Here is a 22,936-nt window from a genome sequence, read left to right as displayed (position 1 = left end):
TGGTGAGGAGGTATGGCAAACCCTCAACCAGATAAATTCACCAAGATATCGAACGAATTGCTGGAGCAAGTGCCAAAATTCAAACTAAACGGCTCTCAGCTTCGGTTAATCCTAATCATTTGGCGCTACACCTACGGATTCGGGAAGAAAGAGGCGGAATTATCGGTTTCATTCCTGACAGAGGCAACGGAGATAGCAAAGCGCCAAGTGATTCGGGAACTGACAAAGTTAATTGAAATGAACGTGATACAAGTCGTTTCCGAACAAATAGGGACTCGTTCAAGAATCATCAGATTCAACAAAGATTATGAATCGTGGAAGGTGGTAGAGGTGACTAATCAGACATCTCAACTCGAATTATTTAGGGGTGACGGATTAGACACCCCAGAGGTGACTAAAAAGACACCTCTAGAGCCTTCTAGGGGTGACGGATTAGACACCCAAAAAAGAAAGTATTTAAAGAAAGGTTTAAAGAAAGGAGATATAGATATGGGTTCTCCAGAAAAATTGAAGTTCCATGACACGGTATATCTCACTCTCGATCAATACGAAAAGTTATGTGCTGATTTTGGAAAAGAGAGAGTCGATAACACCATCGAAGCTCTGGACGAATGGCAGACCAACAAGAAGAAGAGCCAGCATAAAAAGGACCACAATAAAACGCTCCGTGTCTGGATTAAGAGAGATATGGAGAAGGCCAAATCCTCTTTTAAACCGAAGGCTCAACAGCGGCAAGAGGAGCTAGACATACTGAATCGCTTTTATGAGGAGGGGGCGGCGCGTGAAGCAAACGGAAGCGGCGAAATTCCTATCAATGATCAAAACCGCCTATCCCTTCTTTGAAATTACTGAGCCTGGCACCCGACTCTGGCACATGATGCTCCAGGACATCGATCTTAAGACTGCTCAGCGGCGCTTGGCTCATCATATCCGGACGAGCAAATTCGCTCCGACGATCTCGGAGATCGTCCAGGATCCGGAGGGAGAACCATCTTATTACGATCTGCTGCGGCAGGAGGAGCAGCAAGAGCAGCTTGCCCTCCAAGCTTACGACGAAAAGGCCGTGCCCATGCCGGACCATATCCGCGAACGACTCGAGCGGCTTGTAGTGAAACGGAAGGTGAACGGCCATGAGTCTTGAGGCAGAACAGGCTGTGCTGGGGGCGCTGCTCCAAAAGTCCGAACTGATGGATGATTGTTACTTAACGCCGGATGACTTCGATCCGGACGGCCCAAACCGGATTGTAATGAAGGCGCTGAACTGGGCTCATGAAAATCTCTCGGATAAGCCGGGAGTGAAAGATCCATTCGATCCGTTGGTGCTGGCTGAACATTGGGGAAAGAATCTGGAGAAGATTGGCGGCATATCGTACCTGATGCGCCTGAGGAGTTCCGTTCCGACTCTAGCAAACTTTGACCAATACCAGCAAATTATTCGGGAGGAAAGTATTCAGCGGCAAGCAACTGCGGCGCTTCAAGAAGCATTGTCTCGCGGCGAGGTGGATTTGGCTCAGGTTAAGGACCAGATGGAGCGCCTGCAGGACCTCAAAAGCCAGGGCACGGTCGACGGCATGCAGTGGATTCCGGACGTTCTGGACGGACACCACAAGGAGATTATGTCCCGCGGCTCCCGGAGCGGCATAACTGGTGCCAAGACGGCGAGCGACGAGCTCAATGAGATGGGCGGCGGCCATCAGAAACAGGACCTGACGATCATCGGGGCGCGACCGAGTATCGGCAAAACGGCGTTTGTCGTTAGTGATTCGAAATCGGCGGCCATGTCAGGATGGACGGCAGCGTTATTTTCTGGCGAGATGCCGGCAAAGGATGTTGCTGAGCGGTACATTTGTGACATCAGCGGGATAGATGCCAAAAAAGTCCAAAAGGGCCGGCTCACCGAGAATGATTGGGACAGCTACAGCAAGGCGCTTGAAATATTGGACCAGTTGCCGATTTACATCGACGATACACCCGGGATGACCATGGAGTATATCTGGCGTCAGACCAAGGCGATGAAAAAAAAGCATTCAAACCTGATCGTCTACATCGATTATCTGCAGCTGATCGAAACAGAGAAGAAATTCAGCCAGACTGCGGACCGGGTGAATTACGTCTCCAAGCAGTTGAAGAAGATGGCGCGGGCTTTTGATATCCCGGTGGTAGCCATCAGCTCGGTCGGCCGGAAATGCGAGGAGCGGAATGATAAGCGACCGATGATGTCCGACCTCCGTGAGTCTGGAAATATCGAGTTCGACGCTGACGTGATTATCTTCCTGTACCGGGATGACTACTATTACCCGGATACCCCTTGGAAAGGCGTGATCGAGCTGATCATGGCAAAGGGCCGGAAGATCGGAACCGGCATGATCCAGATGTTCTTTAACCGAAAAAATGGCCGGTTCACAAACCTAAGCCGGGACGACAAGGATAAACTGCGGGAGAAGGTGCTGGAGTATGAGCAGTCGCGTAATAAAAGACGATGAGGAGTTGCGACGCGCGGAAGAAAAGCTGTTTGAAATCGCCGCCAAGCTCGACGATCCGCTGAACGACATGACACCGTACGAACGCCGGCGGCAGCTCGCCATCTACGACCGCACTTTGGAACTGATTGAGTTCTACCGGAAGGGCCGCGCGGTACAGGAGTTCCCTTGGATTCGCGAAATGTACACGAGGCTTGGTTGGAAGTTCCAAGAGTTCAGGGAGCCGGCCGCCGCTCCGCCGCCTGAAACCGTACCCGCGGCCGCAAAGCCGCCGGCGAGCAAACCAGCAGCAGCTCCGCCGGACGAGGGCAAGAAGGTCGATATCTCAGCCTGGCTGGATGATGACGATTGAAAGGAAGGTGAACGGGATGAGAGGCGTATCAATCCGAAAGCTACTGAAACTGCCGACCCTGTCTGATTCCGATAGGGACTATCTTCAGGCAGAACTCGACGATGCGAAGTATCGGCGGAAGGATAGAACAGATAAATGCCCTATCTGCGGGGAGGAACTCTACCACAGATCATGGAGTGAAGACCACTGGGGCGTGGTCGAAACGATAACCCAATGCGGCTACAACTTCATGAACACGCATTATAAAGATCATTTTTCCTACGGGGAGACTGAATTGATCGCTGGGAACTTCGAGGCGAGCTATACCTACAAGACACCCTGGATAGAAGTGGACTGGATTCGGGCCGAGTGGATGGAGGTCGCTTCGAGGCTCAAAAATCAATACAAGCGTAATCGGAAGTTAGCATATCGCAAGGCAAAAAGCCAGCAAAGGAGGATGAAACGGGCATGAAAATCAGCATTTCAAAGCAAGAACTGAACGAAGCCGTCCAACACGTCTCCAAAGCGATCAGCAGCAAGACCACGGTCCCGATCCTTACCGGCATCAAGATGGATGTCACGACGGACCAGGTTACGCTCACCGCGAGCGACATCTACACCACGATCCAAGCATTTATACCGATTGAAGAAAGCGACGGCACGGAGATCGTCCACATCGAGGATACAGGCAGTGTGGTTCTCCCGGCCAAATTTTTCGTGGAGGTAATCAAAAAGCTGCCTAAGGACACCGTCGAGATCGAGGTGGGGGACGGATTTAGCACCCGGATTAAGTCGGGCCGGACGAACATCGAACTGGTTGGGATGGATTCGGAAGAGTTCCCAGCGGCGCCGGTGGTAGACGATGAACTGACCTTCGCTGTAGCGGGAAGCAAGCTTAAGGAGTTGATCCGGTCCACAGTGTTCGCGGCTTCTACCAACGAGCAGAGCCCGATTCTTACCGGGGTGCTATGGAACCTCGACGGCGGGCGGTTGAAGCTCTTAGCAACCGATCGGCATCGTCTGGCCAGTGTTATTGCTGAAATTGATGTGCCGGAGGACATGAGCTTTCATAACACCGTCATTGCGGCCAAGACGCTGAACGAACTAATCAAAATCATTCCCGATCAGGGAGATGTCGAAATCTCGGTAGGCAATAGCCATGCGCTATTCAATGTCGGAGCAACTCACTTTTACACCCGGCTGTTGGACGGCACTTTCCCGGACACGTCGAAAATCATCCCGACGGGATTCAAATCGGAGCTGGACGTAAGCACCAAAGCGTTTGAGGCGGCTCTTGACCGGGCTTACCTGCTGGCCCGCGAGGAAAAGACGAATATCGTCCGGTTCGAAGCGACCGAGGACGGGGCGTTACAGATCAGATCGACAGTCTCTGATGTCGGCATGGTGCTCGAGCAGCTAGAGGCGGAAAAACTTACAGGTGATCCGCTTAAAATTGCCTTTAACGCCAAATACATGCTGGACGTCCTGAAGGCGATCGATAGCGATCAGGTACGCATCGGGTTTACCGGCCCAATGAGCCCGATCATCATACGGCCCGGGGGCGGCAGCGATGGCTTATACCTGATCCTGCCGTACAGGACGGCGAACTGATGCGCTTCGTAGGAATCGACCCGGCGACGCATACCGGGGTGGTTATCCTGGACGCCGCGGGAAACCCGATCCTTGAAACGGTCCTGGTCGGGAAAGGGAGGTCGGCTCCGGGCGGCATAACCCAGGAACAGCGGGTATCTTTGGAAAATCAGCTCTACCGGATCCTGCAGCCTGGGGACGAGATCATGAAAGAGGGTATCGGCTATGCCACGGAAAGGGTGGTTACTACCGCCAAAATTCACGGCGGGCTGGAGAGCATGATCACCCGAAAGGGCCTTTCATTTGACGAGGTGGCGCCGGACGCCGTAAAAAAGTTCGTCAGTGTCAGCAACTGGACCGGTGAAAAGGGCAGCAAACAACGCCTTAAGGGGAAGGCCAAGAAGGAAGCGATGGCAGCTGCGGCGCTTGAGCATTTCGGCTACTCCAATCCCCGGCATGACGTGGTGGACGCCTACATCATTGCCAAGATCGGCGAGGCAGTTTACCGGGTTAGGAGCGGAGAGAAGACCTTGGATGACTTTGAACTCATCTATCAGCGAGAAGTCATATGGTCCATCATCGATCCGGACGGCTACAAAGAGTACGTGAATAAGCCAAAACCAAAAACGAACAAACGCCGGGGAACACCTGCGGCGACGGGCGGTCACGCCCATGCGACAGAACAAGAGTTCTTATTTTGAGGGGGAGGAGGCTCGGAAGTATGACTGAAGTTGAGGCTCAGATTCTACGACTCTATGAAGAAAAGAGGATTACCGCCAGCGAAGCCAAGTCGCTAAAAGTAGTGTTAACCAGCGCTTCAAGGAAAGGTGCGGCGAAGCGGCTGGGGGTTCGGCTGGACACCGTGTACAAGATCAATTCGGGACTTATTAAGCGCGGCATCTTAATCAAGGTCAAACCGGGAGTTCTGAAACTCACGGACGATGACAGTACAATTCGCGAACTGGCGGACATCTCTCCGCCACCTCCGCCGCCGGCACCAAAATTTGAGGATTTGAACATCACGGACGCCGAGCGGAAGTGGATGCTTGAGAATTACGACAGCAGGCGCCGATCTGTGGCGGCCCGGGCGCTTGGTCGTGAAAAGTTTGAAATTAACCAAATGGCTATCGCGCTCGGGTTGGATCGGAAATATTGAGGGGGAATGGTATGAGGCACCTAAGTCTTTTCAGCGGCATTCTCGGAATCGATCTTGCCGGAGAATGGGCAGGCATGGAATCGGTCGCCTTTTGTGAACGCGAGCCGTTCCCGCGCAAGGTTATCGCCAAACGCTACCCCGGCCGCCCCATATACGACGATGTTTGTACTTTAACGAGGGAGGTATTAGAGCGAGATGGAATCATCGGACCAAATCGAACAATTGACATTATTTCCGCCGGATTCCCCTGCCAGCCATTTAGCCACGCCGGGCAGCGAGCGGGGACCGACGACGAGCGTTATCTCTGGCCAGAAGTTGTCAGAGTCGTTGCAGATGTCGGGCCCACTTGGTTTGTTGGCGAAAATGTTGCTGGGCTCCTCAGTATGGCAGAGCCAGATGGGGGGGCTTACGTGGAAGGTCGAACCATTACCCGCACGGAGGAAGAGGACTTTTACGAAGCGATACTTACACAACAAGAAATCATGCTCCTCGGACGTATCTGCCAAGACCTTGAAGACATCGGTTACCAAGTCGTCGTTTTTGCTCTTCCGGCTGCAGCTGTCGGCGCCTCACACAAGAGGGAAAGAATCGGCATTATGGCCTACACCGATGGTGCCGAACGGGGGGCGAAAAATCGGCGAAGTGGACGAATGGCGGGGGAAGATACCGTACAAGAACGGACGAAAATTACAGGTCGACCTCGCGAACGCAATCAGCCTATGGGCCACGCCGCAAGCCCGGGACTACCGAAGCGGGGACGATCCAACCGGACCAAGGGCGGCGAGGAAACAGGATCAGGGATGGAGCAAGAACCTAAACGATCAGGTGAAAATGTGGCCTACTCCGAAAGCAACGGACGGAATTATGGGGATGACGGCGAGAACGAGCGGCCGACCAATCGAGAAATCGACCCATCTCCAAACGCAAGTTCATCTTCAATCGAAATTTTGGCCGACTCCACGGGCGAACGATGCGGAGAAACGTGGGGAGATCAATACAGAGGACCCGAGGAACGGTTTGCCGGGGGCAGTGCGGATGTGGCCCACGCCAACGAACAGCATGGCAACGATGGCGGACATGATTCAAGCGCAGTTTTCTGGGAACGGGAACAGGCCGACGTATCAGGAAGCGAAAATGTGGCCGACACCGGCTGCGCAGGACTCGAAGAATGCCTCACTGCCGCAAAGTCAAACGGACCGGGATACAGTACCCGGGGCAATGATTCGGGTGGGGCATTCCGGCCAACTCAACCCGGAATGGGTAGAAGTTCTAATGAACTTTCCTCCTGGATGGACGGACGTGGAATAAATCCGTTGGATGCTTTTGCCGAATTCATCGCGAATTACCCGCAACCCGCACTTATGGGCCAACAACAACACGATTGGGAGCCACCCCGGGTGGCAACTGGCATAAAAGACCGGACGGCTCGCCTTAAAGCACTTGGGAATGCGGTTGATCCGCTACAGTTTTTCCCGGTAATGGCGGCAATAAAGGTGATAGATGATGCGTTGAAAGGAGGGGTTAGCCTTTGAATTACATTGATTTTCTTAAAACCAAAATCGAGATTGCCAGGGAGACCGGATTCACGGTTTCCCCGGATGAAATACATCCCGTACTAAAGCCGCATCAGCGGGACGGGGTTGTCTGGGCACTCCGAGGCGGCTGCCGGGCGCTTTTCGAAGCCTTCGGTCTGGGAAAGACCATCCAGGAGTTGGAGTTCTGTCGGTTGGTCGTGAAATACCGCGGCGGCAAAGCACTGATAGTTCTCCCGCTCGGCGTAAAGCTTGAGTTTGAAAACGACGCTGTGAACCTGCTGGGGCTGGAGAAACCGGAATACGTCCGGACCATGGCGGAGGTAGAGGCCGCCGCCGGCTCCATCCTTCTCACGAATTACGAGCGGGTTCGGGACGGGGACATTGACCCGACCTACTTCACGGCCTGCGTATTGGATGAGGCGAGCGTGCTGCGCGGATACGGCACCAAGACCTACCAAACGTTCCTCGACAAGTTCAAGGGCGTGCCGTTCAAACTGGTCTGCACCGCCACGCCAAGCCCGAACAAATACAAGGAACTGATCCATTACGCGGGATTCTTGGAGGTCATGGATACAGGCCAGGCCCTGACGCGGTTCTTCCAGCGGGATTCGACCAAGGCGAACAACCTGACGATCTACCCGCACAAAGAGGATGAGTTCTGGATGTGGGTTTCAACTTGGGCGCTGTTTATCACGAAACCGAGCGACTTGGGATACTCAGACGAGGGGTATGACCTGCCGCCGCTGGATATTCAATACCACGAGCTGCCAGTGGACCACAGCGAGGCCGGAGCAGAGCGGGACGGACAGCTGCTTTTACTCCGAGATGCGGCAATGGGCCTGAAAGATGCGGCCCGGGAGAAGCGAGAGAGTATCGGGGCGCGGGTTGCCCGGGTGGTGGAGATTGTCAAGTCCAACCTCCCGGAGCAGGTTGTGGTATGGTGCCATCTCAACGACGAGCAGGATGCCATCGAGCGGGCTTTAGCCGCCGAAGGGATCACGGTCGCCTCAGTCTATGGCAGCCTGTCGCATGAAGAAAAGGAACAGCGAATCCTGGATTGGAAGGCAAGGAAATACACCGTGCTCCTGTCCAAAGCGGAGATTCTCGGCTCCGGTGCCAACCTGCAGCAAAGCCATATCGAAGTCTTTGCCGGCATCGATTACAGCTTTAACGACACGATTCAAGCGGTACACCGGATATATCGGTTCGGCCAAACGAAACCATGTGAGGTCCATTTCATCCACATGGAGAGCGAATCGGAGATCATGAAAACCCTGCTGGAAAAGTGGCGGCAGCATGATTATCTGGTCGGCAAAATGGTCGAGATCATTAAAAAATATGGTCTTTCGGGCACGTCGGTACTCGACAAGTTGGCCCGCACGATTGGAGTTGAGAGAGTGAAATTACAAGGCGAGCGCTGGACGGCCGTCAATAACGATTGTGTGCTTGAGGCGGAGAGCATGCCGGAGGCTAGCGTTGATCTGATTCATACGTCAATCCCGTTTTCAAACCATTACGAATACACGCCATCCTACAACGATTTCGGCCACAACGAGGACACCGAGCGGTTTTTCGAGCAGATGGACCACCTGACACCGGAGCTGCTCCGGATCCTGAAGCCTGGCCGGGTGGCTGCCATCCACGTGAAAGATCGGGTCCTGTTCGGGAACGCGACTGGGGATGGCATGCCGACGATGGAGGATTTCCACGCCGACTGCATCAAGCACTACAAAAAGCACGGTTTCCGCTATTTCGGGATGATCACGGTTGTAACGGATGTGGTCCGGGAAAACAACCAGACTTACCGCCTTGGCTGGTCTGAGCAATGCAAGGACGGCAGCAAGATGGGGGTTGGCTGCCCTGAGTATATCCTGTTATTCCGCAAGCTTCCGAGCGACACCAGCCGCGCTTACGCCGACGAACCGGTCACCAAGACAAAGGAAGAGTACACCCGGGCACAATGGCAGATCGATGCTCACGGATACTGGCGATCCAGCGGTGACCGGCTGCTGACCAAAGACGAGCTCGCCGCGGTCTCGGTGGATAAGCTGCAGGATGCCTACCGCAAATACTCGAGGGACAACGTCTACAGCTATGCGGAGCACGTCGAGCTCGCGAAGAAACTCGACCAGGACGGCAAGCTGCCGGCAACCTTTATGGTGGTCGCCCCCGGATCCTGGACGGATGAAGTATGGGACGACATCAACCGCATGCGTACGCTTAACTCCACGCAAAGCCAGCGGCGCCAGCAGATGCACGTTTGTCCGCTGCAGCTCGACATCGTGGAGCGGATCATCAACCGGTACAGCAACCCTGGAGATCTCGTATTTGACCCGTTCGGCGGTCTGATGACGGTTCCTTACATGGCCGTCAAGATGGGGCGTCGCGGGTACGGGGTAGAACTCAACACCGATTATTTCCGGGACGGAATCGGGTACTTGAAAGCAGCTGAGGCGGAGGTTGAGATGCCCACGCTGTTCGATCTTGAGGATTTGGCATGATCCGACACCTCACGCACGAAGAATGCTTGACCCTGCTGGCCAGCATCCGCGCATCGGCGCCGGGTGACTGGACGCACGATCTGAACACCATCTGCGACGGCCCGGCTAGATTCGTCGCCCGCGTAGTTATCCCAGACGGGACTGAGGTTGTTTACTTCCGGCAGCCGGACGGCGCCGGCGCGTGGCCGGCAGCGAATTGGAATCGGTTCGCAGTGCCGCGGGTGGTGCAGCAGGTGGAGCAGATAACTTTGTTTTGATCACAAGTAGAGGTGCATCGGTTATGAAAACTGCTGAGGAAACACTGCAACTCCTCGAAGTTGGGATCAACAAGCGCCGACAATACCTTCGGCGGAAGCTCCGAAGGATTGAGGCGAGGGGTACGCAGCCGGGGCGTGGCCGACCTAACGAGCAGAACCGACTCAAATACTCCGGACGTGCAGGCATGCTATCAGAATTGACGCTGATCGAATGTCTGATTAAAGAAATTCGGAGCGGTGAACTGCATCCGGAGGAGATATGGAACGAAGAGGATGACACCGATGACGACTGACATTAAAGACACAAATAGTGAAGGAGCAAATGAAAATGAAAACAGAAATGCAGATTCAAAATGAAAATGTTGCCGAACTACTGAAAATTGTTGCTGAAAATCCTGAATTAAGAATTCTACCGATGGTAGACTCCGAAATCGTGGCTGACGACGGTTTCAATCGTTGGGTGGCGGTTTTTGGTTCGCCACAGGTCGATGAAGTGACATCAAGGGGAGAGCGGATTTTCATTCGGTCCGAAGATGAAGAGCAATTGATAGATGAAGCTTATGACAAATTGGAAGAAGATCCAATAACGGACGACGAAGCGCTAGAAAAAGCAAAAACAATCGTGGCTGGTTATGGGTGGGAAAAAGTCATACTTGTAAATATTAACTGCCTATGATGCACAGTACGAAAATTTAATTCATGTGGGGTGAAATCCATGAAAGCCATAACGATAAACCAGCCCTGGGCGACGCTGATCGCCCTTGGCGAAAAACGGTTTGAAACGCGCGGCTGGCGAACACATTACCAAGGTCCGATTGCGATACATGCAGGGAAGCAAAAAGACTTCAAAACTTGCATGATGCTGGCAGAAAGGTATCCCGAGATATGGCATAAGGTGACTCCGATGGCATTTGGAGCGGTAATAGCAACCGCGCAACTTGTAGGGTGTTACCGGATTTATGACACGGTTGATAATGGGGTGCATATCGTCAGATGTCCGGACAGTAAATATGATTTCGACAAAGTGCATTACATCGGTCAGAAAGAGAAATCATTCGGTTGGTATGAAGAAGGCCGCTTTGCCTGGGAACTGGCAGACGTCCGGCAACTGCCTGAGCCGATACCAGCAAAGGGGCAGCAGGGGCTTTGGAATTGGGAAGGTGTTTTAGATGCTGGACAAGGGGCTTAAGCGAGAAATTTGGACGCGGGAACAGCTGGCCGCGCACCTCAAAAAGATCGGCGCTGACGGTCCGCCGCCAAAGAAGATCATCGAGAGCCATTTGAACACCACGGCGCCGCAGCTGTCATCAAAAAGCCGGAAGTACAGAAGGCGGGGAGGCGAGTATTGAGTGAAGGAGACGGACTTATTTGAACCGGTCAAGGCCTGGCTTGAGGATAAGGGGTATGACGTCTACACAGAAGTCACCAGCCTTACAGCCGGCGGCCGCGCTGATATCGTAGCAGTATCCGGCCCAGCAGTGACAGTGGTGGAGATGAAGCGGTCATTAACCCTTGACCTACTCGCGCAAGCGGCTCGCTGGAAACTGTACTCGAATTACATTTACATCGCTGTTCCGCAAGGAAAGAACCGGCGCGTGAGCAATTATGTTAAGAAAATTCTACGCAGAGAGGGAATTGGGCTTCTGGAGGTTGTTTCCCCTGAGAAAACTTGGTACCCGCGTCCGTCATATGTGCTCAATACCGAAAGATGCAGGTTCCATCGAAGAATTGACAACCATTTGCGCGAGTCTTTGACCAAAAAGCACAAGGAGCTCCCCGGCGGGCATGCTGGGGGTGGATATATTACCGAGTACAGTCAAACGATCGATAGGGTTAGGGATTATCTAAAGTACGATGCTCGCGGCGAATGGGCCTCCTTGAACGATATCCTTGACCATTGCGAGACCCATTACGCATCGCCGAAATCATCGCTCGCCGCGGCGCTCAAGAAGTGGGAGTGCGATTGGTGCGAGAGCCAGATCATCAACGGACGGTTGCATTTCAGGATAAAACCAAAGGAGGCGAGCGAGACATGATCATCTTCTTATCCATCATCGCCGGCCTATCATTTCTCGGAACTATCGCCGAGGGCGACCGGAACAAATCGTTCGCGCAAAGCCTGGCCATGATCTGCTGTGCGGCGATCGTAGCAATCGCAATTATCATTACGAATTCATAGAGAGGGGAAATTAGAATGTCTATCACAATCAAAGCATGCTTCAACAAACAAACGAAGGATTCGAAAAAGGAGCAAGTGCAATTTTACATTAAGGGTGACGATGAGCACAAGCCAGAGCTTACCGAGATGACACGATCTGTGGTCATTCTGAGCATCGAGGGGGTTGAGCAGCAGCTTACTGCTGAGTTCAAGAAATCCTCCAAAGATGCCAAAAAGACAGTCCTCGACTTCGAGGTAAAGGGCGATTCGTCGGCGGAGAAATCATTTGAATTTTACAAAAAAGCTGGTCATGATGTCGTGTTGACGATCACCGAATCGGATGAAACGCTGGAAGAGTTCGAAGAACATCAGAAGAAGTATCGCGAAGGTTTGAGAGGGAAAATCAACCCGGACGGAACGGTTGAGGTGGATGATCCTAACCAGGCAAAACTTGATTTCGGCGAAGAAGATGACCCTATGGCTGGAGTTGATTCCGAATCGGATGTTTTGCCGTATTGATTGCCCGCCCCGGCTTCGGCCGGGGTATCCCCTACGATGGAGGTGAGCGCGTTTGGAGCAATTAAGCTTTCTCCCGGAAATCGATCGAAGCAAGACGCAGGAGGCCGTGGAGCGCGCGCTGGAACAATACAGATATTATAAATTTCTCACGGAAGATGAGGAGGAGCGGGAGGCGAGCACGACGGCAAGCTACAGCTTATCTCCCCGAGGTTACACAGGTACTACCAGCGACCAGACAGGGGATATTGCTGTCCACAACGTAGATAAGCAGATTCAACGGAGAAAGTATTGCGAGCGGATCGAGAGAGTTGTCCGCCGGATGCCCCGGATGGAACGGTTTCTGATCGAGGAACGATATTTGACCAAGGAACACGACTACATCACCGATCAGCACGTGTACAATTTTGTGTTCCAGCCGCCGATCAGCTCAGGGAAGTACGACAAGATCCGCTGGAAAGCCTTTTTCAAGTTAGCTTCCAATCTGGATTTGATAGTGGAGAAAACGGGGAACGAGAAACGAGAAGGGGCAAGTTAACCAAGCCCCTTCTCATACCCTAATAGTGGGTGATGCAAACATGGGGAAAAGCAAAAAATCCTTCACGATTAGGTATCACAAGGTGTGTGATCAGGAAAAATCAGATGAAATCATTCGAGCCTTTGCCAAAAGAGCGATCATGAAAGCACTAGAAAATAACGGGGCTGTAGCGTACAATGTGGATGATGTTTTGCATAAATACATTTCGGGGGAAATGCGTAATGGTCATGAAAGATGATAGAGCATATGTCCGTGTATCCACGTTAAAAGATTCGCAGAAGGATAGCCCAGAGCACCAAGAAGCTTTCATTCGTGAGCGTGCAAGTCGGGAGAATATAACAATTTCAAAAGTGTACGAAGATCGAGACACAGCGACAAGCATTGTGGCTCGGGAAGATGTACAGAAAATGATAGCCGATGCGAAAAGAGGCGAAATCAGATCAATCTGGTTCGCCTCTCTCTCGCGTTTTAGCCGGGATGCTCTGGATGCCATCTCGCTTAAACGGATTCTTGTCAATGCTTTGAAAATCAGAGTTGTGTCCATTGAGGACGGCTACGATTCGGCCGTGAAGGACGACGAGCTGCTGTTTGGGATCAAGTCAGTTGTCAACCAAAATACAAGTGGCGATATTAGCCAATCGTCGCGAAGAGGAATCCGGCAATCAGCTGCCAAGGGGAATTACATAGGATCTATTCCTCCTTACGGGTATCGAAAAGTGGTTGTTGATGGCAGAAAGACGCTGGAGGTCATTCCGGAGCAGGCTGAGATCGTAAAGAAGATATTTGAGCTTTATCTCAATGGGAATGGCGAGAAGAACATCGTAAATTACCTAAACGGAGACAACGAGAAGAACACCCCAATCCCGTCATATCGTGGCGGTGTCTGGGGATTAACTTCAGTACAACGCATTCTCCAAAACGAGAATTACACCGGATACACTGTCTATGGCCGTCATACAACGGAGGTTTCATACAATGACTTGTCGGACCTTATGGACAGAGGTAAAAAGCTCGTGATGAAACCAAAATCCGAATGGCAAAAGACCCCTTTCCAAACTCACGAGGCAATCATCTCAAAAGAGGTATTTGATCGCGCCCAGGAGATTCGCCTGCTTAGAGGCGGAGGGACGCGCGGTGGGAGAAGATCCTTTGTTAATGTTTTTTCAAAATTCATCTTCTGCGCAGAGTGCGGTACGGCCATGGTTTCGATGGGATCCAAAACCAAAAATAAGAACGGCAAAGACTACCGGTACCTAATGTGCTCGCGGAGACGGAGAACAGGCGAGATTGGATGCTCCAACGGTAAGTGGCTCCCGTATTACGAATTTCGGGACGAGCTGATTAAGGACATTTTGGAAAGGGTCCGGGAATCAATCCGAATGTTGGAGGAAGAGGGGGCCTCTGAAATCAATTCGCAGTTGCCTGAAAGCAACACGGAGAAGGACAAGCGAAAACTCGAAAAACGGATTGAGGAAAACCGGAAGCTCTTGTTTGAGGTACGGCGCCAACATATGTTGGGCGAAATTGACGATGCTCAGTATGAGTTCGAAAAAGGCCAATATGAAAAAGATATCTCAGATTCGGAGCATCGTTTGGCTGTCATTGAGGCGAACGAACGTAGGAGCCTCGATCGCGAGAAAGTCATTCGAGAAGCAAAGCAGAATCTTAAAGAACTGACTGAAATGAAAACATACGATGACGTTGAGAAAACACGCATGTTGCTTATGCAAATGGTCAAGAGAATCGAAGTTAATAAGGATGGAGAGGTGGACGTCCAGACATACGTTTAACTATGCGTGCTTGAAAACACATCACGAATGTCATGCAAAAGTTGAATGTCAAAGGTCGCGCGCAGGCGGTTGTCGAGCTGATCAAGCTTGGGGAGCTGAAAATCTGACGGTAGACTACGCGTGCGTAGAAAGCCGCAAGCCTTCTTTTTCATCCCGTCAGGGAGAGAGAGGAGGTTTTTTTGTCTATAGTTTGAGTCCCGGAAAGGCGCCGCGAAGTGCCGCCAACACGCCAAGAACAAAAGACCTCCGCCCTGCTTGTCATGCGGGAGCGGAGGTTTTCGGCGTTAAACGTCCAAGGGCGTGTGGCTATGCCCCGCTGTCTTGGCGGGGGGGGCGGGCTGGAACGGAGTCCGGATTTCGGACAATTCTCCGTCGAGCGTTCGAAGCCCGGGGAGGAGCAGCATGACGCAGGAGCTGAAGATCGGGAGCAGCCCGGCGGCCAAGAACATCGTCTGCACGCCGTAATGCTCGGCGAGGATACTCCCGGCAAACGTCCCCACGGGATACAGGGCCCCGCCGATCAAAAATCGGTTCGCATTTACGCGGCCCTGCAATCGGTCGGGAACGAGTTTGCCGTGCAGGGAAGAACTCAGGGAGCTGAAGAAGGGCCCGCAGGCTCCCGAAGCCAACAGTGCCGCCAGAGCGACCGGATAGCTCCGAGTTAGACCGAGGATGGCGTTGAAGCTCCGATCGCCGCCAGACTGAAGACCATCACTCGCCGCCGCTGCTTGATGTCGCCCAGCCAGGAAATCAGTCCGAGCCCCGCCAGGGAGCCTAAAGAAGTAGCGGTCGTGAAGGAACCCATCGCTGCGGCGTCCCGCTGCAAGACCTCGCTGACGAACGGAACCATCATCGTCCAGATGGCGCCCTGGCACATATTGCTGATCGAAACCATTCCCATGACGGCAAACATGGCGGGAACCTGCCTGTAAAACGAAAAGCCTTCGACGATCTCTCGCAGATAAGCGGCGATGGAAGCGGGAGGGGCTTCGTTCCGGTGCGTGCTCTTCGGAAGTAACAGCAGCATGGCGATGGCCGCCAGGTAACAGGCCGCGTTAACGCCCAGTGCGGGGAGCGTGCCCAACCCGGCCACCACGCCGCCCGCAATCGCCGGACCGACCAAGGCCGCCGCATTCCGGCATCCGTCGATCATGGCGAAAGCCCGGGTCAGCTTGCGGGAACCGGCAGCTTCCGGCACGAGGGCCATGGCTGTCGGCATAAACAGGGCCGAGCAAGAGCCGCTGAGTCCGGCCGCCAGGAACAAGTGCCATAACTGCAGATGTCCGGCCATGCCGGCAATCCAGGGCAGAAGAATGGCGATCAGCCGCACGGCGGCCAGACCTGCCATGAGGCGATGGCGGGGCAATCGGTCGGAGAGCGGAGAACCGAGCAGGCGAATCGCCAGCTCCGGAATGCCGGAAGAGAGCGCGAGCGCTCCCATCGCCAGTTTTGAGCCGGTGATTTCATAAACCAGCCACTCCATGGCAAGCAAGCCGAACGCATCTCCGAATCCGCTTAAGGCGGTCGTTGACAGGAGCCCGTAATAAGCGCGATGCTGCTTCAAGGCAATCATCTCCTTATTTCGCCACGACTGGACCGGCGGGCTCGCCGCCCTCGAAATAGTCGTCGATTTGACCGGACAACCCGTTTAACGCTTCGCGGCGCAGGCTGTATTCGACCGACTTAAACTCGGAGCCTTTGGCCTGGTAATGCACGATCACCAATCCGGCCGCCCGAAGCGCGATCAAGTGGTAATGGATCGTGCTTTTGGAGATGGCGATGTCGCGGGCGATTTCGGTAAACGTCATCTGCTTCCGGGCCAGCAGCCGGAGAATGCGAAGCCGGGTTTCATCCGACAATGCCCGGGTTAAGCGAAGCAGAGCCGGAGCGGGGTAACCCGGAGCCGGAGAAAACAGGTCGCATGAATATTGGGTGAAAATAATCGTCTCGAAGATGCTGGAAGTCACCAGCGGGCGAGGATGGTATTGGGGGATGAGCACGACCCGGGCTAGCGCATCGCCGGGATATAAACGCATCCCGTTCGTCGCCTGCTCATAGATATCCATGCCGCTTGTTCCGCCGCTCAATCGGGACTTTAAGGCGGCTGCTTCCTGTTGCAGACCTTCGTTGATCCGGGGATCGATCGTGGCGAAATAACGCAAATTCCATTCCTGCAACACCTCGCAAGCGGCATCCCGAAGCTCCGCAAGATTGGCGGGGACCGATTGACTGCAGGCGGCAGAAATCTCGTACAGTTCACCCAAAGATAATCCGGAGAACCACTCCAAAAATGGGGCAACCGTACGCGGACCCGGGCATTTCCAAATATACGGGGACAAGCTGAAATCATCCAGCAGTTTGACCGATATCAGCATTTTCTGCAGGGTCGCGGGCGCAAATCGCTCCTGAACGTCCTTCACCCATTGTTTTCCGGCATCCAGGGCACCGTGGTTTTGTTTGGCGAAAAAAGCCGTCAGGCTTGCCGCGCATTCATAAATTGGAGCAAAATCCGCTTCGACTTGATAGTCCATCACGCTTCTCTTCCCTTCTCTTCTCTTTCCTTGAACAGGGGCAGGCATTGAAATGCTCGTTTAGTTCTATAAATATAGAACATAATTATTGTTCTATATTAATCGAATAGACTGTGTATTGCAAGCTTATCGAGCAAATAGCGGACCTTAAGCCCTTATCCGGGCGGGCGATAGTCTCAAGCGATGCAGCAAAACTGCAAGCTAGGGCTTAAACGATAAAGCCGAATCGAAGCGGCCGATCGTCGTGAATAAACTGCGACGGGACGCTATCCGTTTTCTTGTCCTTCTGGGTTAAATGCTGTAATTTGTGCAACAATCTACCCCGTTCTAAGGTCTATAGGCTGAAATGTTGTAAATAGTACAACAATATCGCATTATCAGGCAAAATTAACCACGAGAAATGTTGCAGAAAAGACAACAATCTGTAGTTATTAGGTCGTTTTGCGTCTAAATTGTTGTACGAAATACAACAATCGGAGCGGAAAGGAAGGAAAGGGGGTGTGGCGTGTTTATTGGCCGGAGTTCATTTGGACGGTGCAATATCTAAAAAACCGCCCCAAGGGAGAGCCCTGCAAAAGCCTCGTTTCTAGGTTATTGGGGGCTCGGAACTGGAAAATAAATTCGATAAAATCGGATAGGAGGCTACCCATTAATTGAGTAGCCGACCTTCCACACCACCGTGCATACCGTTCGGTACACGGCGGTTCAATCGCATTGAGTGCTATTGACGTAGACGCTCGTATTGGGCAGGGAAGTCATAATAACCCGCCTGTGCGAGCCTTTCGTTTGTTACAGAGCGATTCAATACTGCGCTTCCGGCTATTCGCCAGTAGCCCAGCCTTGTGTTCCCCCATTGGTAGGCCTGCCACTTCGGCACCCCCAGCTTGCGCAGGTTTTGCACCTTCGTTTTCGGTCTCTTCCACTGTTTCCAGATGTACATCCGCATCCGTCTTCGCAGCCATTCATTCCAGTTTTGCAGAATCCGCTTCATATCCGCTACGTAGAAATAGCCGATCCATCCGCGAATGTAGACCTTTACGTTTTCCATCACCTGCCGCGCATTCCTGCCTTGGCTTCGACCCGTTAGCTCTTTCAGCTTCTTCTTCGCCTTGGTCAGCGCTTGACGATGTACGCGTACGTATATGCCCCTTCCGTTCTTCCCCAAGGCAAATCCGAGGAATTTGAAGTGCTTCTGCGCCACAACACTGACGACCTTGCTCTTCTGCGTGTTCATTTGAAGCTTTAGCTTCTGTTCCAAATAGGTCCGGCTCGATTCCAGCAGCCGTATGGCTGCTCGTTTGCTCTTCGCCAATACCACGATGTCATCCGCATAGCGGATGACCCTCACGCCTCGGCTTTCCATCTCCTGATCAAATTCGTTCAGGTAGATGTTGGCCAACAGCGGGGACAACGGGCCGCCCTGGGGAGAACCTTCCTCCGTTGCCCGGCACACGCCGTTCTCCATGACTCCGCTTTTCAGGTACTTCTTGATCAGATCAATGACGCGTTTGTCCTGGATTTGTTTGCGCAAGAGATTCAACAGAAGCTCGTGGTTCAGCGTATCGAAGTATTTTGACAGGTCAATTTCGACCGCTTGTCCATAGCCCTGCTCCGCATACGCTTTTACTTTTCGAATGGCTTGCTGCGCGCTTCGCCCCGGGCGGTAGCCGTAACTGCCTTCCGAGAAGCGCGGCTCGAACAAGGGTTGCAGCTCTTGAGCGATGGCTTGCTGAATCACCCGATCTACGACCGTCGGAATGCCTAGCTTTCGCACGCCGCTTCCATCTGGTTTGGGGATTTCCTTTCGCCGTACCGGGCTCGGTCGATAACTTCCATTCCGGATACTTTGTAGGAGTTCCTCTCTGTTTTCACGCAGCCATGGCAGTGCCGCTTCGACAGTCATCCCATCGATTCCGGGCGCTCCGTGGTTGCGCTTGACCTGTTTGTACGCTCGGTTCAGATTCTCTCTGTCCAGGATGCGTTCCATCAGTTCGGTTGCACCGTCTCTTTCTCTACCTTCCCGAGCTTCGATGCTCCGCACTCCTGCATACCCTTCGCGTTCCACGCTATCTCTTTGCCGGCAGCCCTTTCGGTATTCTGCTTTCATCGCGTCGACTCTCCTTTCGGTCTGTACTCAAGACTTACGATTGTTCAGCCCTTCCGCTCGCCGTCGCGGCAAGCGTACTATGGCGTCTGCTGACTTCTCACAGCAAGCTTTACTCCATGTTTCGGATTTTTTTTTTTTTTTCTTCCTACTCCACGTCTGTGAGACCTCCCCGGGTAAGGGCGATAACTTTCCCCTCATCCATCTGCCACATCTACATGATGAGATTCGGGCAGTATTGGACTTTACTTTGACGTGCAAGCTCGTCCGTCTCATCATGCCTTATATGTGATTTCTGTTCGTCAGACCGAGGGTTTGCCTCCGGCTTCCTTCAGATTCGGCCTCGCGACCGACACCCTTGCCTTCAGCTAACAGTTCCTACTGCCAAGCCTGTAGCGGACTTTCACCGCCTAGTTATCGCCCATGCCGGGCGCACACGGAAAAAGCAGCTTCATCCTCACCCGAGGATGGGCTGCTTTTGCTCTTTTAACTTCACCATCCGTTTTACGTTTACAACAAACGCGGTGAGGTAGGCTTGTATTCGCATGCGGAAGAGACCCCGGTACCTGGCTGTATCCATACCGTGGAATCTCTTCATTTCCGCGTTCTTGTGTTCAATGATCGGTCTGCGCTTGATTCGTTCCTTGAACGTATCACTGAACTCGAACTCGATCTGTTCCTTATAATGTTCGGCGATGATCCGAATCGAGTAAGTCTTACTCTTGGCGCCCGGCTTGTAGCATCCTTCGCGCAGCGGACAGGTTTTGCATTTCTCGACGTCAAAGTAAAAGACGAGTGATCGGCTCTCTCCGCTGGTCTTGCTGCCTTGAATCGCCTTCCGTTTGTTTCGCTCACCGGCCGGACAAACGACGAAATCGGCATCCTTGTTATACTCGAATCCTTCTTGACGCTCGCCCCCTTCGTGGACAATTGGGTTTAAGGGCACGACAGGCGATATGGTTTCCTTTTTCATTCTCGCCAGATTATCCTTGCCCGAATAGGCGGTATCCGCAATGATTTCGTTTACGGTTACACCGTTTGCTGTGGTTTGTTCGAGCAATGCCGGTAATTGCTTGCCGTCGTCAGTGCTTCCCGGTGTTACCTCCAGCGCGGTAATGATCTCTTCCTCCGTCATGGCGATATGTTCTTTGTAGCCAAAGAACGATTTGCTACTACTCTTCCAGCCGAAACGTGCATCCGGGTCGATGGCGGAGAGAATCCCCTTTTGTGAGAGGAGTCGCTCATCCTCGATGATTTGTTTGGCGATGCCCAGTTTCTCACTCACCGCTCCTTCATGGTCCGGAAGCAGTTCCTCCACGGTCTCTCCCAGTTGCGCCAAGTAGGTCAGCATGGTTTTCTCCGCTTCCGTATCTTCGCTTTTAACGGAGGGCAGCTTAGGTAGTTTCTTCTCCAACTTGGGGTGGCGTTTGACTACGACGCGAAACAGACGCTTGGCCGCGTCACGCAGCACGTCGAACGGCTTTTGTTTTGGGCTGCCGGCCCGTGTATGCGTGGCATCCAGGATAATGGTTTTGCTTTTGACTAAGCCTTGCTCAATGCATTGACTGACTACATGCTTCAGTACGTCTTCGACCTGACTTGCTCCTAGCCGGTGATTACGAAACCGCGACAGCTGGGAGGCGTCTGGCAGCGGATCCTCCGGATTGATCCCGAGAAACCACTTGTAAGCCAGATTCACCTCAGCTTCCTGAATCATTCGCTCATCCGAGAGGTTGTACAGGATCTGTAAGAACAGCAGGCGAAACAACAGTTCCGGCTCGTTTGCCGGTCTGCCGTAATACTTGCAGTAGGAATCCTCCACTAGTTCGTATACAAATCCGAAATCCACCGCAGCATCGATCTTGCGAAGCAGATGGTCTTCCGGCACAAGCTGATATAGCTCCGCATGGAATGATGCGGTTAGTTGTCTGGCTGGCTGCAGCAAAACGGCTCAACTCGCTTCTCTTTTTCTTCCAGTATACAGCAAACCCAGCACCGAAGGGGTACTGGGTTGCTTTTTACAGAAACTGTATTCGTTTTGCAGGGCTCTCCAAGGGACGGTTTTTTAGATATTTAGGTTTACAGCGACTTCAAATAATGGACGATGGTGAGCAGCCCTTTATCGAAGTTCTCCAGGTTGAAGTGTTCGTTTGGCGCGTGCAGGTTTTCGTCCGGCAGCCCGAAGCCCATCATTACGGCCGGAGCCGATAGGACACGGGACAAGGTTTCGACGATCGGGATCGAACCGCCGTCTTTGGTGAACAGCGCCCGGGTGCCGTACACGGATTCGTAGGCATCGGCCGCTTTTTGCAACATCGGATCTTCCGGATTGCACGTAAAGGCCCGGGCTTTCTCGGTCGCTTTGACCTTCAGAGTCGCTCCTGGCTGCAGGTGCTTGCGCAGGTGACGCTCGATGCGGTCGATCGTGGCCTGCGGGTCCTGGTCGCCGACGAGGCGGCAGGTGATTTTGGCATGGGCTTCCTTAGGCAACACCGTTTTGGTGCCTTCCCCTTGGAACCCGCCGTACACGCCGTTCAATTCCAACGTTGGCCGAGCACCAGTCCGCTCGACGAAGGAGTACCCCGCTTCGCCGAAGAGCTCGCTTAACCCAAGATCGCGCTTCAGCTTCTCCTCGTCGAACTGCTGTTTGGCGAACTCTTCGCGTTCCAGCGCGGTCAGCTCAGGCACGCCTTCGTAGAAACCGTCGACCGTCACCCGGCCTTGCTCGTCATGCAGGGAGGCGAGCAAAGACACCAGCGTATGCAGCGCGTTGGGCACGCCGCCGCCGTATGTTCCGGAGTGCAAATCGGTATTGGCGGTAAAAACCGACACCTCCATCGCGCATAAACCGCGGAGACCGATGCAGATGGCCGGTTTGCCCGGCGCCATTAACGCCGTGTCGGAGATCAGAATCACGTCGGCGGCCAGCTTCTCCTGGTTGGCCTGCAGGAAGGCGGGCAGGTTCGGGCTGGTGACTTCCTCTTCCCCTTCGATGCAGAATTTAATGTTGATCGGAAGCGCCTTCTCCTGCTTCAAAATCGCTTCAATTGCCTTGATATGCATAAACACTTGGCCTTTATCGTCCGTCGCGCCGCGGGCGTACAGCTTGCCGTCGCGGATGGCCGGTTCGAACGGCGGCGTCTCCCACAGATTCAGCGGGTCAACCGGCTGGACGTCGTAGTGGCCGTAGACCAAAACGGTCGGTTTGCCCGGAGCATGCAAATGCTCGGCATAAACGACGGGGTGCCCGGCGGTGGGGTGGACCTCCACCGCTTCCATGCCGGCGCGGCGCAGCGCTTCGGCGATCCATTCGGCGGCCTTGAGCACGTCGCCTTTGTGCTCGGACAAGGCGGAGATGCTGGGGATCCGTAGCAGTTCGCCAAGTTCCTGCAAATGTTGTTCGCGGTTCGTAGAAAAGTAAGCTTGATAATCCATCGTCGATTCGTTCC

At 53.3% G+C, this 22,936-nt stretch carries 24 protein-coding genes and 1 pseudogene; 19 read left to right on the top strand and 6 right to left on the bottom strand.

Annotated features, from left to right (window positions below; genetic code table 11):
- Window positions 1-12 precede the first annotated feature (12 nt).
- The 19 genes and pseudogenes from ACZF99_RS20170 to ACZF99_RS20080 form a co-directional block, all read left to right on the top strand.
- Window positions 13-843, top strand: a complete 831-nt coding sequence (locus tag ACZF99_RS20170; RefSeq protein ID WP_483606742.1) for a replication protein — start codon at window positions 13-15, stop codon at window positions 841-843.
- Window positions 815-1,141 (top strand): hypothetical protein, encoded by a 327-nt coding sequence (locus ACZF99_RS20165; RefSeq protein WP_483606741.1) that lies wholly within the window; start codon window positions 815-817, stop codon window positions 1,139-1,141. The genes ACZF99_RS20170 and ACZF99_RS20165 overlap by 29 nt, the downstream gene beginning before the upstream one ends.
- Complete coding sequence (locus ACZF99_RS20160) at window positions 1,131-2,483, top strand: replicative DNA helicase (RefSeq protein ID WP_483606740.1); 1,353 nt, start codon at window positions 1,131-1,133, stop codon at window positions 2,481-2,483. Before ACZF99_RS20165 ends, ACZF99_RS20160 begins: the two co-directional genes overlap by 11 nt.
- Window positions 2,455-2,832 carry a hypothetical protein gene (locus ACZF99_RS20155; RefSeq protein ID WP_483606739.1) on the top strand — a complete coding sequence of 126 codons (378 nt, stop codon included), beginning with the start codon at window positions 2,455-2,457 and terminating at the stop codon, window positions 2,830-2,832. The genes ACZF99_RS20160 and ACZF99_RS20155 overlap by 29 nt, the downstream gene beginning before the upstream one ends.
- Window positions 2,819-3,283, top strand: a complete 465-nt coding sequence (locus ACZF99_RS20150; protein ID WP_483606738.1) for a hypothetical protein — start codon at window positions 2,819-2,821, stop codon at window positions 3,281-3,283. The genes ACZF99_RS20155 and ACZF99_RS20150 overlap by 14 nt, the downstream gene beginning before the upstream one ends.
- Complete coding sequence (gene dnaN / locus ACZF99_RS20145) at window positions 3,280-4,422, top strand: DNA polymerase III subunit beta (protein WP_483606737.1); 1,143 nt, start codon at window positions 3,280-3,282, stop codon at window positions 4,420-4,422. Before ACZF99_RS20150 ends, dnaN begins: the two co-directional genes overlap by 4 nt.
- Window positions 4,422-5,102, top strand: a complete 681-nt coding sequence (locus tag ACZF99_RS20140; protein ID WP_483606736.1) for a hypothetical protein — start codon at window positions 4,422-4,424, stop codon at window positions 5,100-5,102. The genes dnaN and ACZF99_RS20140 overlap by 1 nt, the downstream gene beginning before the upstream one ends.
- Before the next feature lie 20 nt (window positions 5,103-5,122).
- The gene (locus tag ACZF99_RS20135; RefSeq protein ID WP_483606735.1) at window positions 5,123-5,557 is read left to right on the top strand and encodes a hypothetical protein; all 435 of its coding nucleotides are present in this window, start codon (window positions 5,123-5,125) and stop codon (window positions 5,555-5,557) included.
- 11 nt (window positions 5,558-5,568) lie between these two features.
- The gene (locus ACZF99_RS20130; RefSeq protein ID WP_483606734.1) at window positions 5,569-7,089 is read left to right on the top strand and encodes a DNA cytosine methyltransferase; all 1,521 of its coding nucleotides are present in this window, start codon (window positions 5,569-5,571) and stop codon (window positions 7,087-7,089) included.
- The gene (locus ACZF99_RS20125; protein ID WP_483606733.1) at window positions 7,086-9,593 is read left to right on the top strand and encodes a DNA methyltransferase; all 2,508 of its coding nucleotides are present in this window, start codon (window positions 7,086-7,088) and stop codon (window positions 9,591-9,593) included. Before ACZF99_RS20130 ends, ACZF99_RS20125 begins: the two co-directional genes overlap by 4 nt.
- A 585-nt stretch (window positions 9,594-10,178) precedes the next feature.
- Complete coding sequence (locus tag ACZF99_RS20120; protein WP_483606732.1) at window positions 10,179-10,526, top strand: hypothetical protein; 348 nt, start codon at window positions 10,179-10,181, stop codon at window positions 10,524-10,526.
- A gap of 39 nt (window positions 10,527-10,565) precedes the next feature.
- Complete coding sequence (locus ACZF99_RS20115) at window positions 10,566-11,039, top strand: ASCH domain-containing protein (protein WP_483606731.1); 474 nt, start codon at window positions 10,566-10,568, stop codon at window positions 11,037-11,039.
- Between the two features lie 160 nt (window positions 11,040-11,199).
- Window positions 11,200-11,886 carry a hypothetical protein gene (locus tag ACZF99_RS20110; protein ID WP_483606730.1) on the top strand — a complete coding sequence of 229 codons (687 nt, stop codon included), beginning with the start codon at window positions 11,200-11,202 and terminating at the stop codon, window positions 11,884-11,886.
- Window positions 11,883-12,029, top strand: coding sequence for a hypothetical protein (locus ACZF99_RS20105; protein WP_483606728.1), 147 nt, complete (start codon window positions 11,883-11,885; stop codon window positions 12,027-12,029). Before ACZF99_RS20110 ends, ACZF99_RS20105 begins: the two co-directional genes overlap by 4 nt.
- Window positions 12,030-12,044: 15 nt before the next feature.
- Window positions 12,045-12,527, top strand: a complete 483-nt coding sequence (locus ACZF99_RS20100) for a hypothetical protein (protein WP_068783162.1) — start codon at window positions 12,045-12,047, stop codon at window positions 12,525-12,527.
- A gap of 52 nt (window positions 12,528-12,579) precedes the next feature.
- A complete protein-coding gene (locus ACZF99_RS20095) occupies window positions 12,580-13,062 on the top strand; it encodes an ArpU family phage packaging/lysis transcriptional regulator (protein ID WP_340929130.1) in 483 nt (160 codons plus the stop codon).
- 40 nt (window positions 13,063-13,102) lie between these two features.
- Entirely contained in the window at window positions 13,103-13,300 is a 198-nt protein-coding gene (locus ACZF99_RS20090; RefSeq protein ID WP_068783160.1) for a hypothetical protein, read from the top strand.
- Window positions 13,290-14,852, top strand: a complete 1,563-nt coding sequence (locus ACZF99_RS20085; RefSeq protein ID WP_483606727.1) for a recombinase family protein — start codon at window positions 13,290-13,292, stop codon at window positions 14,850-14,852. The genes ACZF99_RS20090 and ACZF99_RS20085 overlap by 11 nt, the downstream gene beginning before the upstream one ends.
- A gap of 17 nt (window positions 14,853-14,869) precedes the next feature.
- A pseudogene (locus tag ACZF99_RS20080) lies at window positions 14,870-14,959 on the top strand (helix-turn-helix domain-containing protein); the annotation flags it as partial.
- A gap of 177 nt (window positions 14,960-15,136) precedes the next feature.
- On the opposite strand, the gene ACZF99_RS20075 reads toward ACZF99_RS20080, so the two are convergent.
- The 6 genes from ACZF99_RS20075 to ACZF99_RS20050 form a co-directional block, all read right to left on the bottom strand.
- Window positions 15,137-15,481, bottom strand: coding sequence for a hypothetical protein (locus tag ACZF99_RS20075; RefSeq protein WP_483606726.1), 345 nt, complete (start codon window positions 15,479-15,481; stop codon window positions 15,137-15,139).
- Window positions 15,482-15,513: 32 nt separating this feature from the next.
- Complete coding sequence (locus ACZF99_RS20070) at window positions 15,514-16,416, bottom strand: MFS transporter (RefSeq protein WP_483606725.1); 903 nt, start codon at window positions 16,414-16,416, stop codon at window positions 15,514-15,516.
- A 13-nt stretch (window positions 16,417-16,429) separates the two neighbouring features.
- Window positions 16,430-17,383 carry an ArsR/SmtB family transcription factor gene (locus tag ACZF99_RS20065; protein ID WP_483606724.1) on the bottom strand — a complete coding sequence of 318 codons (954 nt, stop codon included), beginning with the start codon at window positions 17,381-17,383 and terminating at the stop codon, window positions 16,430-16,432.
- Between the two features lie 721 nt (window positions 17,384-18,104).
- Complete coding sequence (gene ltrA / locus ACZF99_RS20060) at window positions 18,105-19,490, bottom strand: group II intron reverse transcriptase/maturase (RefSeq protein ID WP_483606585.1); 1,386 nt, start codon at window positions 19,488-19,490, stop codon at window positions 18,105-18,107.
- Between the two features lie 454 nt (window positions 19,491-19,944).
- On the bottom strand, window positions 19,945-21,432 hold the full coding sequence (locus tag ACZF99_RS20055; RefSeq protein ID WP_483606049.1) for an IS1182 family transposase: 1,488 nt from the start codon (window positions 21,430-21,432) through the stop codon (window positions 19,945-19,947).
- 134 nt (window positions 21,433-21,566) lie between these two features.
- Window positions 21,567-22,922, bottom strand: coding sequence for a dipeptidase (locus tag ACZF99_RS20050; protein WP_483606723.1), 1,356 nt, complete (start codon window positions 22,920-22,922; stop codon window positions 21,567-21,569).
- Between the last annotated feature and the right edge of the window lie 14 nt (window positions 22,923-22,936).

The organism is Paenibacillus sp. JL3B1040 (genome assembly GCF_057063165.1).
The sequence above is the reverse complement of the archived record's forward strand: the minus strand, read 5'-3'. Positions and strand labels throughout refer to the sequence as shown.

Bases quoted from the DNA above. Each gene is read 5' to 3' on its own strand.
- ACZF99_RS20050 (WP_483606723.1), bottom strand. From the start codon at position 22,922: ATGGATTATCAAGCTTACTTTTCTACGAACCGCGAACAACATTTGCAG.
- dnaN (WP_483606737.1), top strand. From the start codon at position 3,280: ATGAAAATCAGCATTTCAAAGCAAGAACTGAACGAAGCCGTCCAACAC.
- ACZF99_RS20100 (WP_068783162.1), top strand. From the start codon at position 12,045: ATGTCTATCACAATCAAAGCATGCTTCAACAAACAAACGAAGGATTCG.
- ACZF99_RS20155 (WP_483606739.1), top strand. From the start codon at position 2,455: ATGAGCAGTCGCGTAATAAAAGACGATGAGGAGTTGCGACGCGCGGAA.
- ACZF99_RS20105 (WP_483606728.1), top strand. From the start codon at position 11,883: ATGATCATCTTCTTATCCATCATCGCCGGCCTATCATTTCTCGGAACT.
- ACZF99_RS20160 (WP_483606740.1), top strand. From the start codon at position 1,131: ATGAGTCTTGAGGCAGAACAGGCTGTGCTGGGGGCGCTGCTCCAAAAG.
- ACZF99_RS20165 (WP_483606741.1), top strand. From the start codon at position 815: ATGATCAAAACCGCCTATCCCTTCTTTGAAATTACTGAGCCTGGCACC.
- ACZF99_RS20130 (WP_483606734.1), top strand. From the start codon at position 5,569: ATGAGGCACCTAAGTCTTTTCAGCGGCATTCTCGGAATCGATCTTGCC.
- ACZF99_RS20090 (WP_068783160.1), top strand. From the start codon at position 13,103: ATGGGGAAAAGCAAAAAATCCTTCACGATTAGGTATCACAAGGTGTGT.
- ACZF99_RS20065 (WP_483606724.1), bottom strand. From the start codon at position 17,383: ATGGACTATCAAGTCGAAGCGGATTTTGCTCCAATTTATGAATGCGCG.
- ACZF99_RS20120 (WP_483606732.1), top strand. From the start codon at position 10,179: ATGAAAACAGAAATGCAGATTCAAAATGAAAATGTTGCCGAACTACTG.
- ACZF99_RS20150 (WP_483606738.1), top strand. From the start codon at position 2,819: ATGATGACGATTGAAAGGAAGGTGAACGGGATGAGAGGCGTATCAATC.
- ACZF99_RS20135 (WP_483606735.1), top strand. From the start codon at position 5,123: ATGACTGAAGTTGAGGCTCAGATTCTACGACTCTATGAAGAAAAGAGG.
- ACZF99_RS20115 (WP_483606731.1), top strand. From the start codon at position 10,566: ATGAAAGCCATAACGATAAACCAGCCCTGGGCGACGCTGATCGCCCTT.
- ACZF99_RS20140 (WP_483606736.1), top strand. From the start codon at position 4,422: ATGCGCTTCGTAGGAATCGACCCGGCGACGCATACCGGGGTGGTTATC.
- ACZF99_RS20170 (WP_483606742.1), top strand. From the start codon at position 13: ATGGCAAACCCTCAACCAGATAAATTCACCAAGATATCGAACGAATTG.
- ltrA (WP_483606585.1), bottom strand. From the start codon at position 19,490: ATGAAAGCAGAATACCGAAAGGGCTGCCGGCAAAGAGATAGCGTGGAA.
- ACZF99_RS20085 (WP_483606727.1), top strand. From the start codon at position 13,290: ATGAAAGATGATAGAGCATATGTCCGTGTATCCACGTTAAAAGATTCG.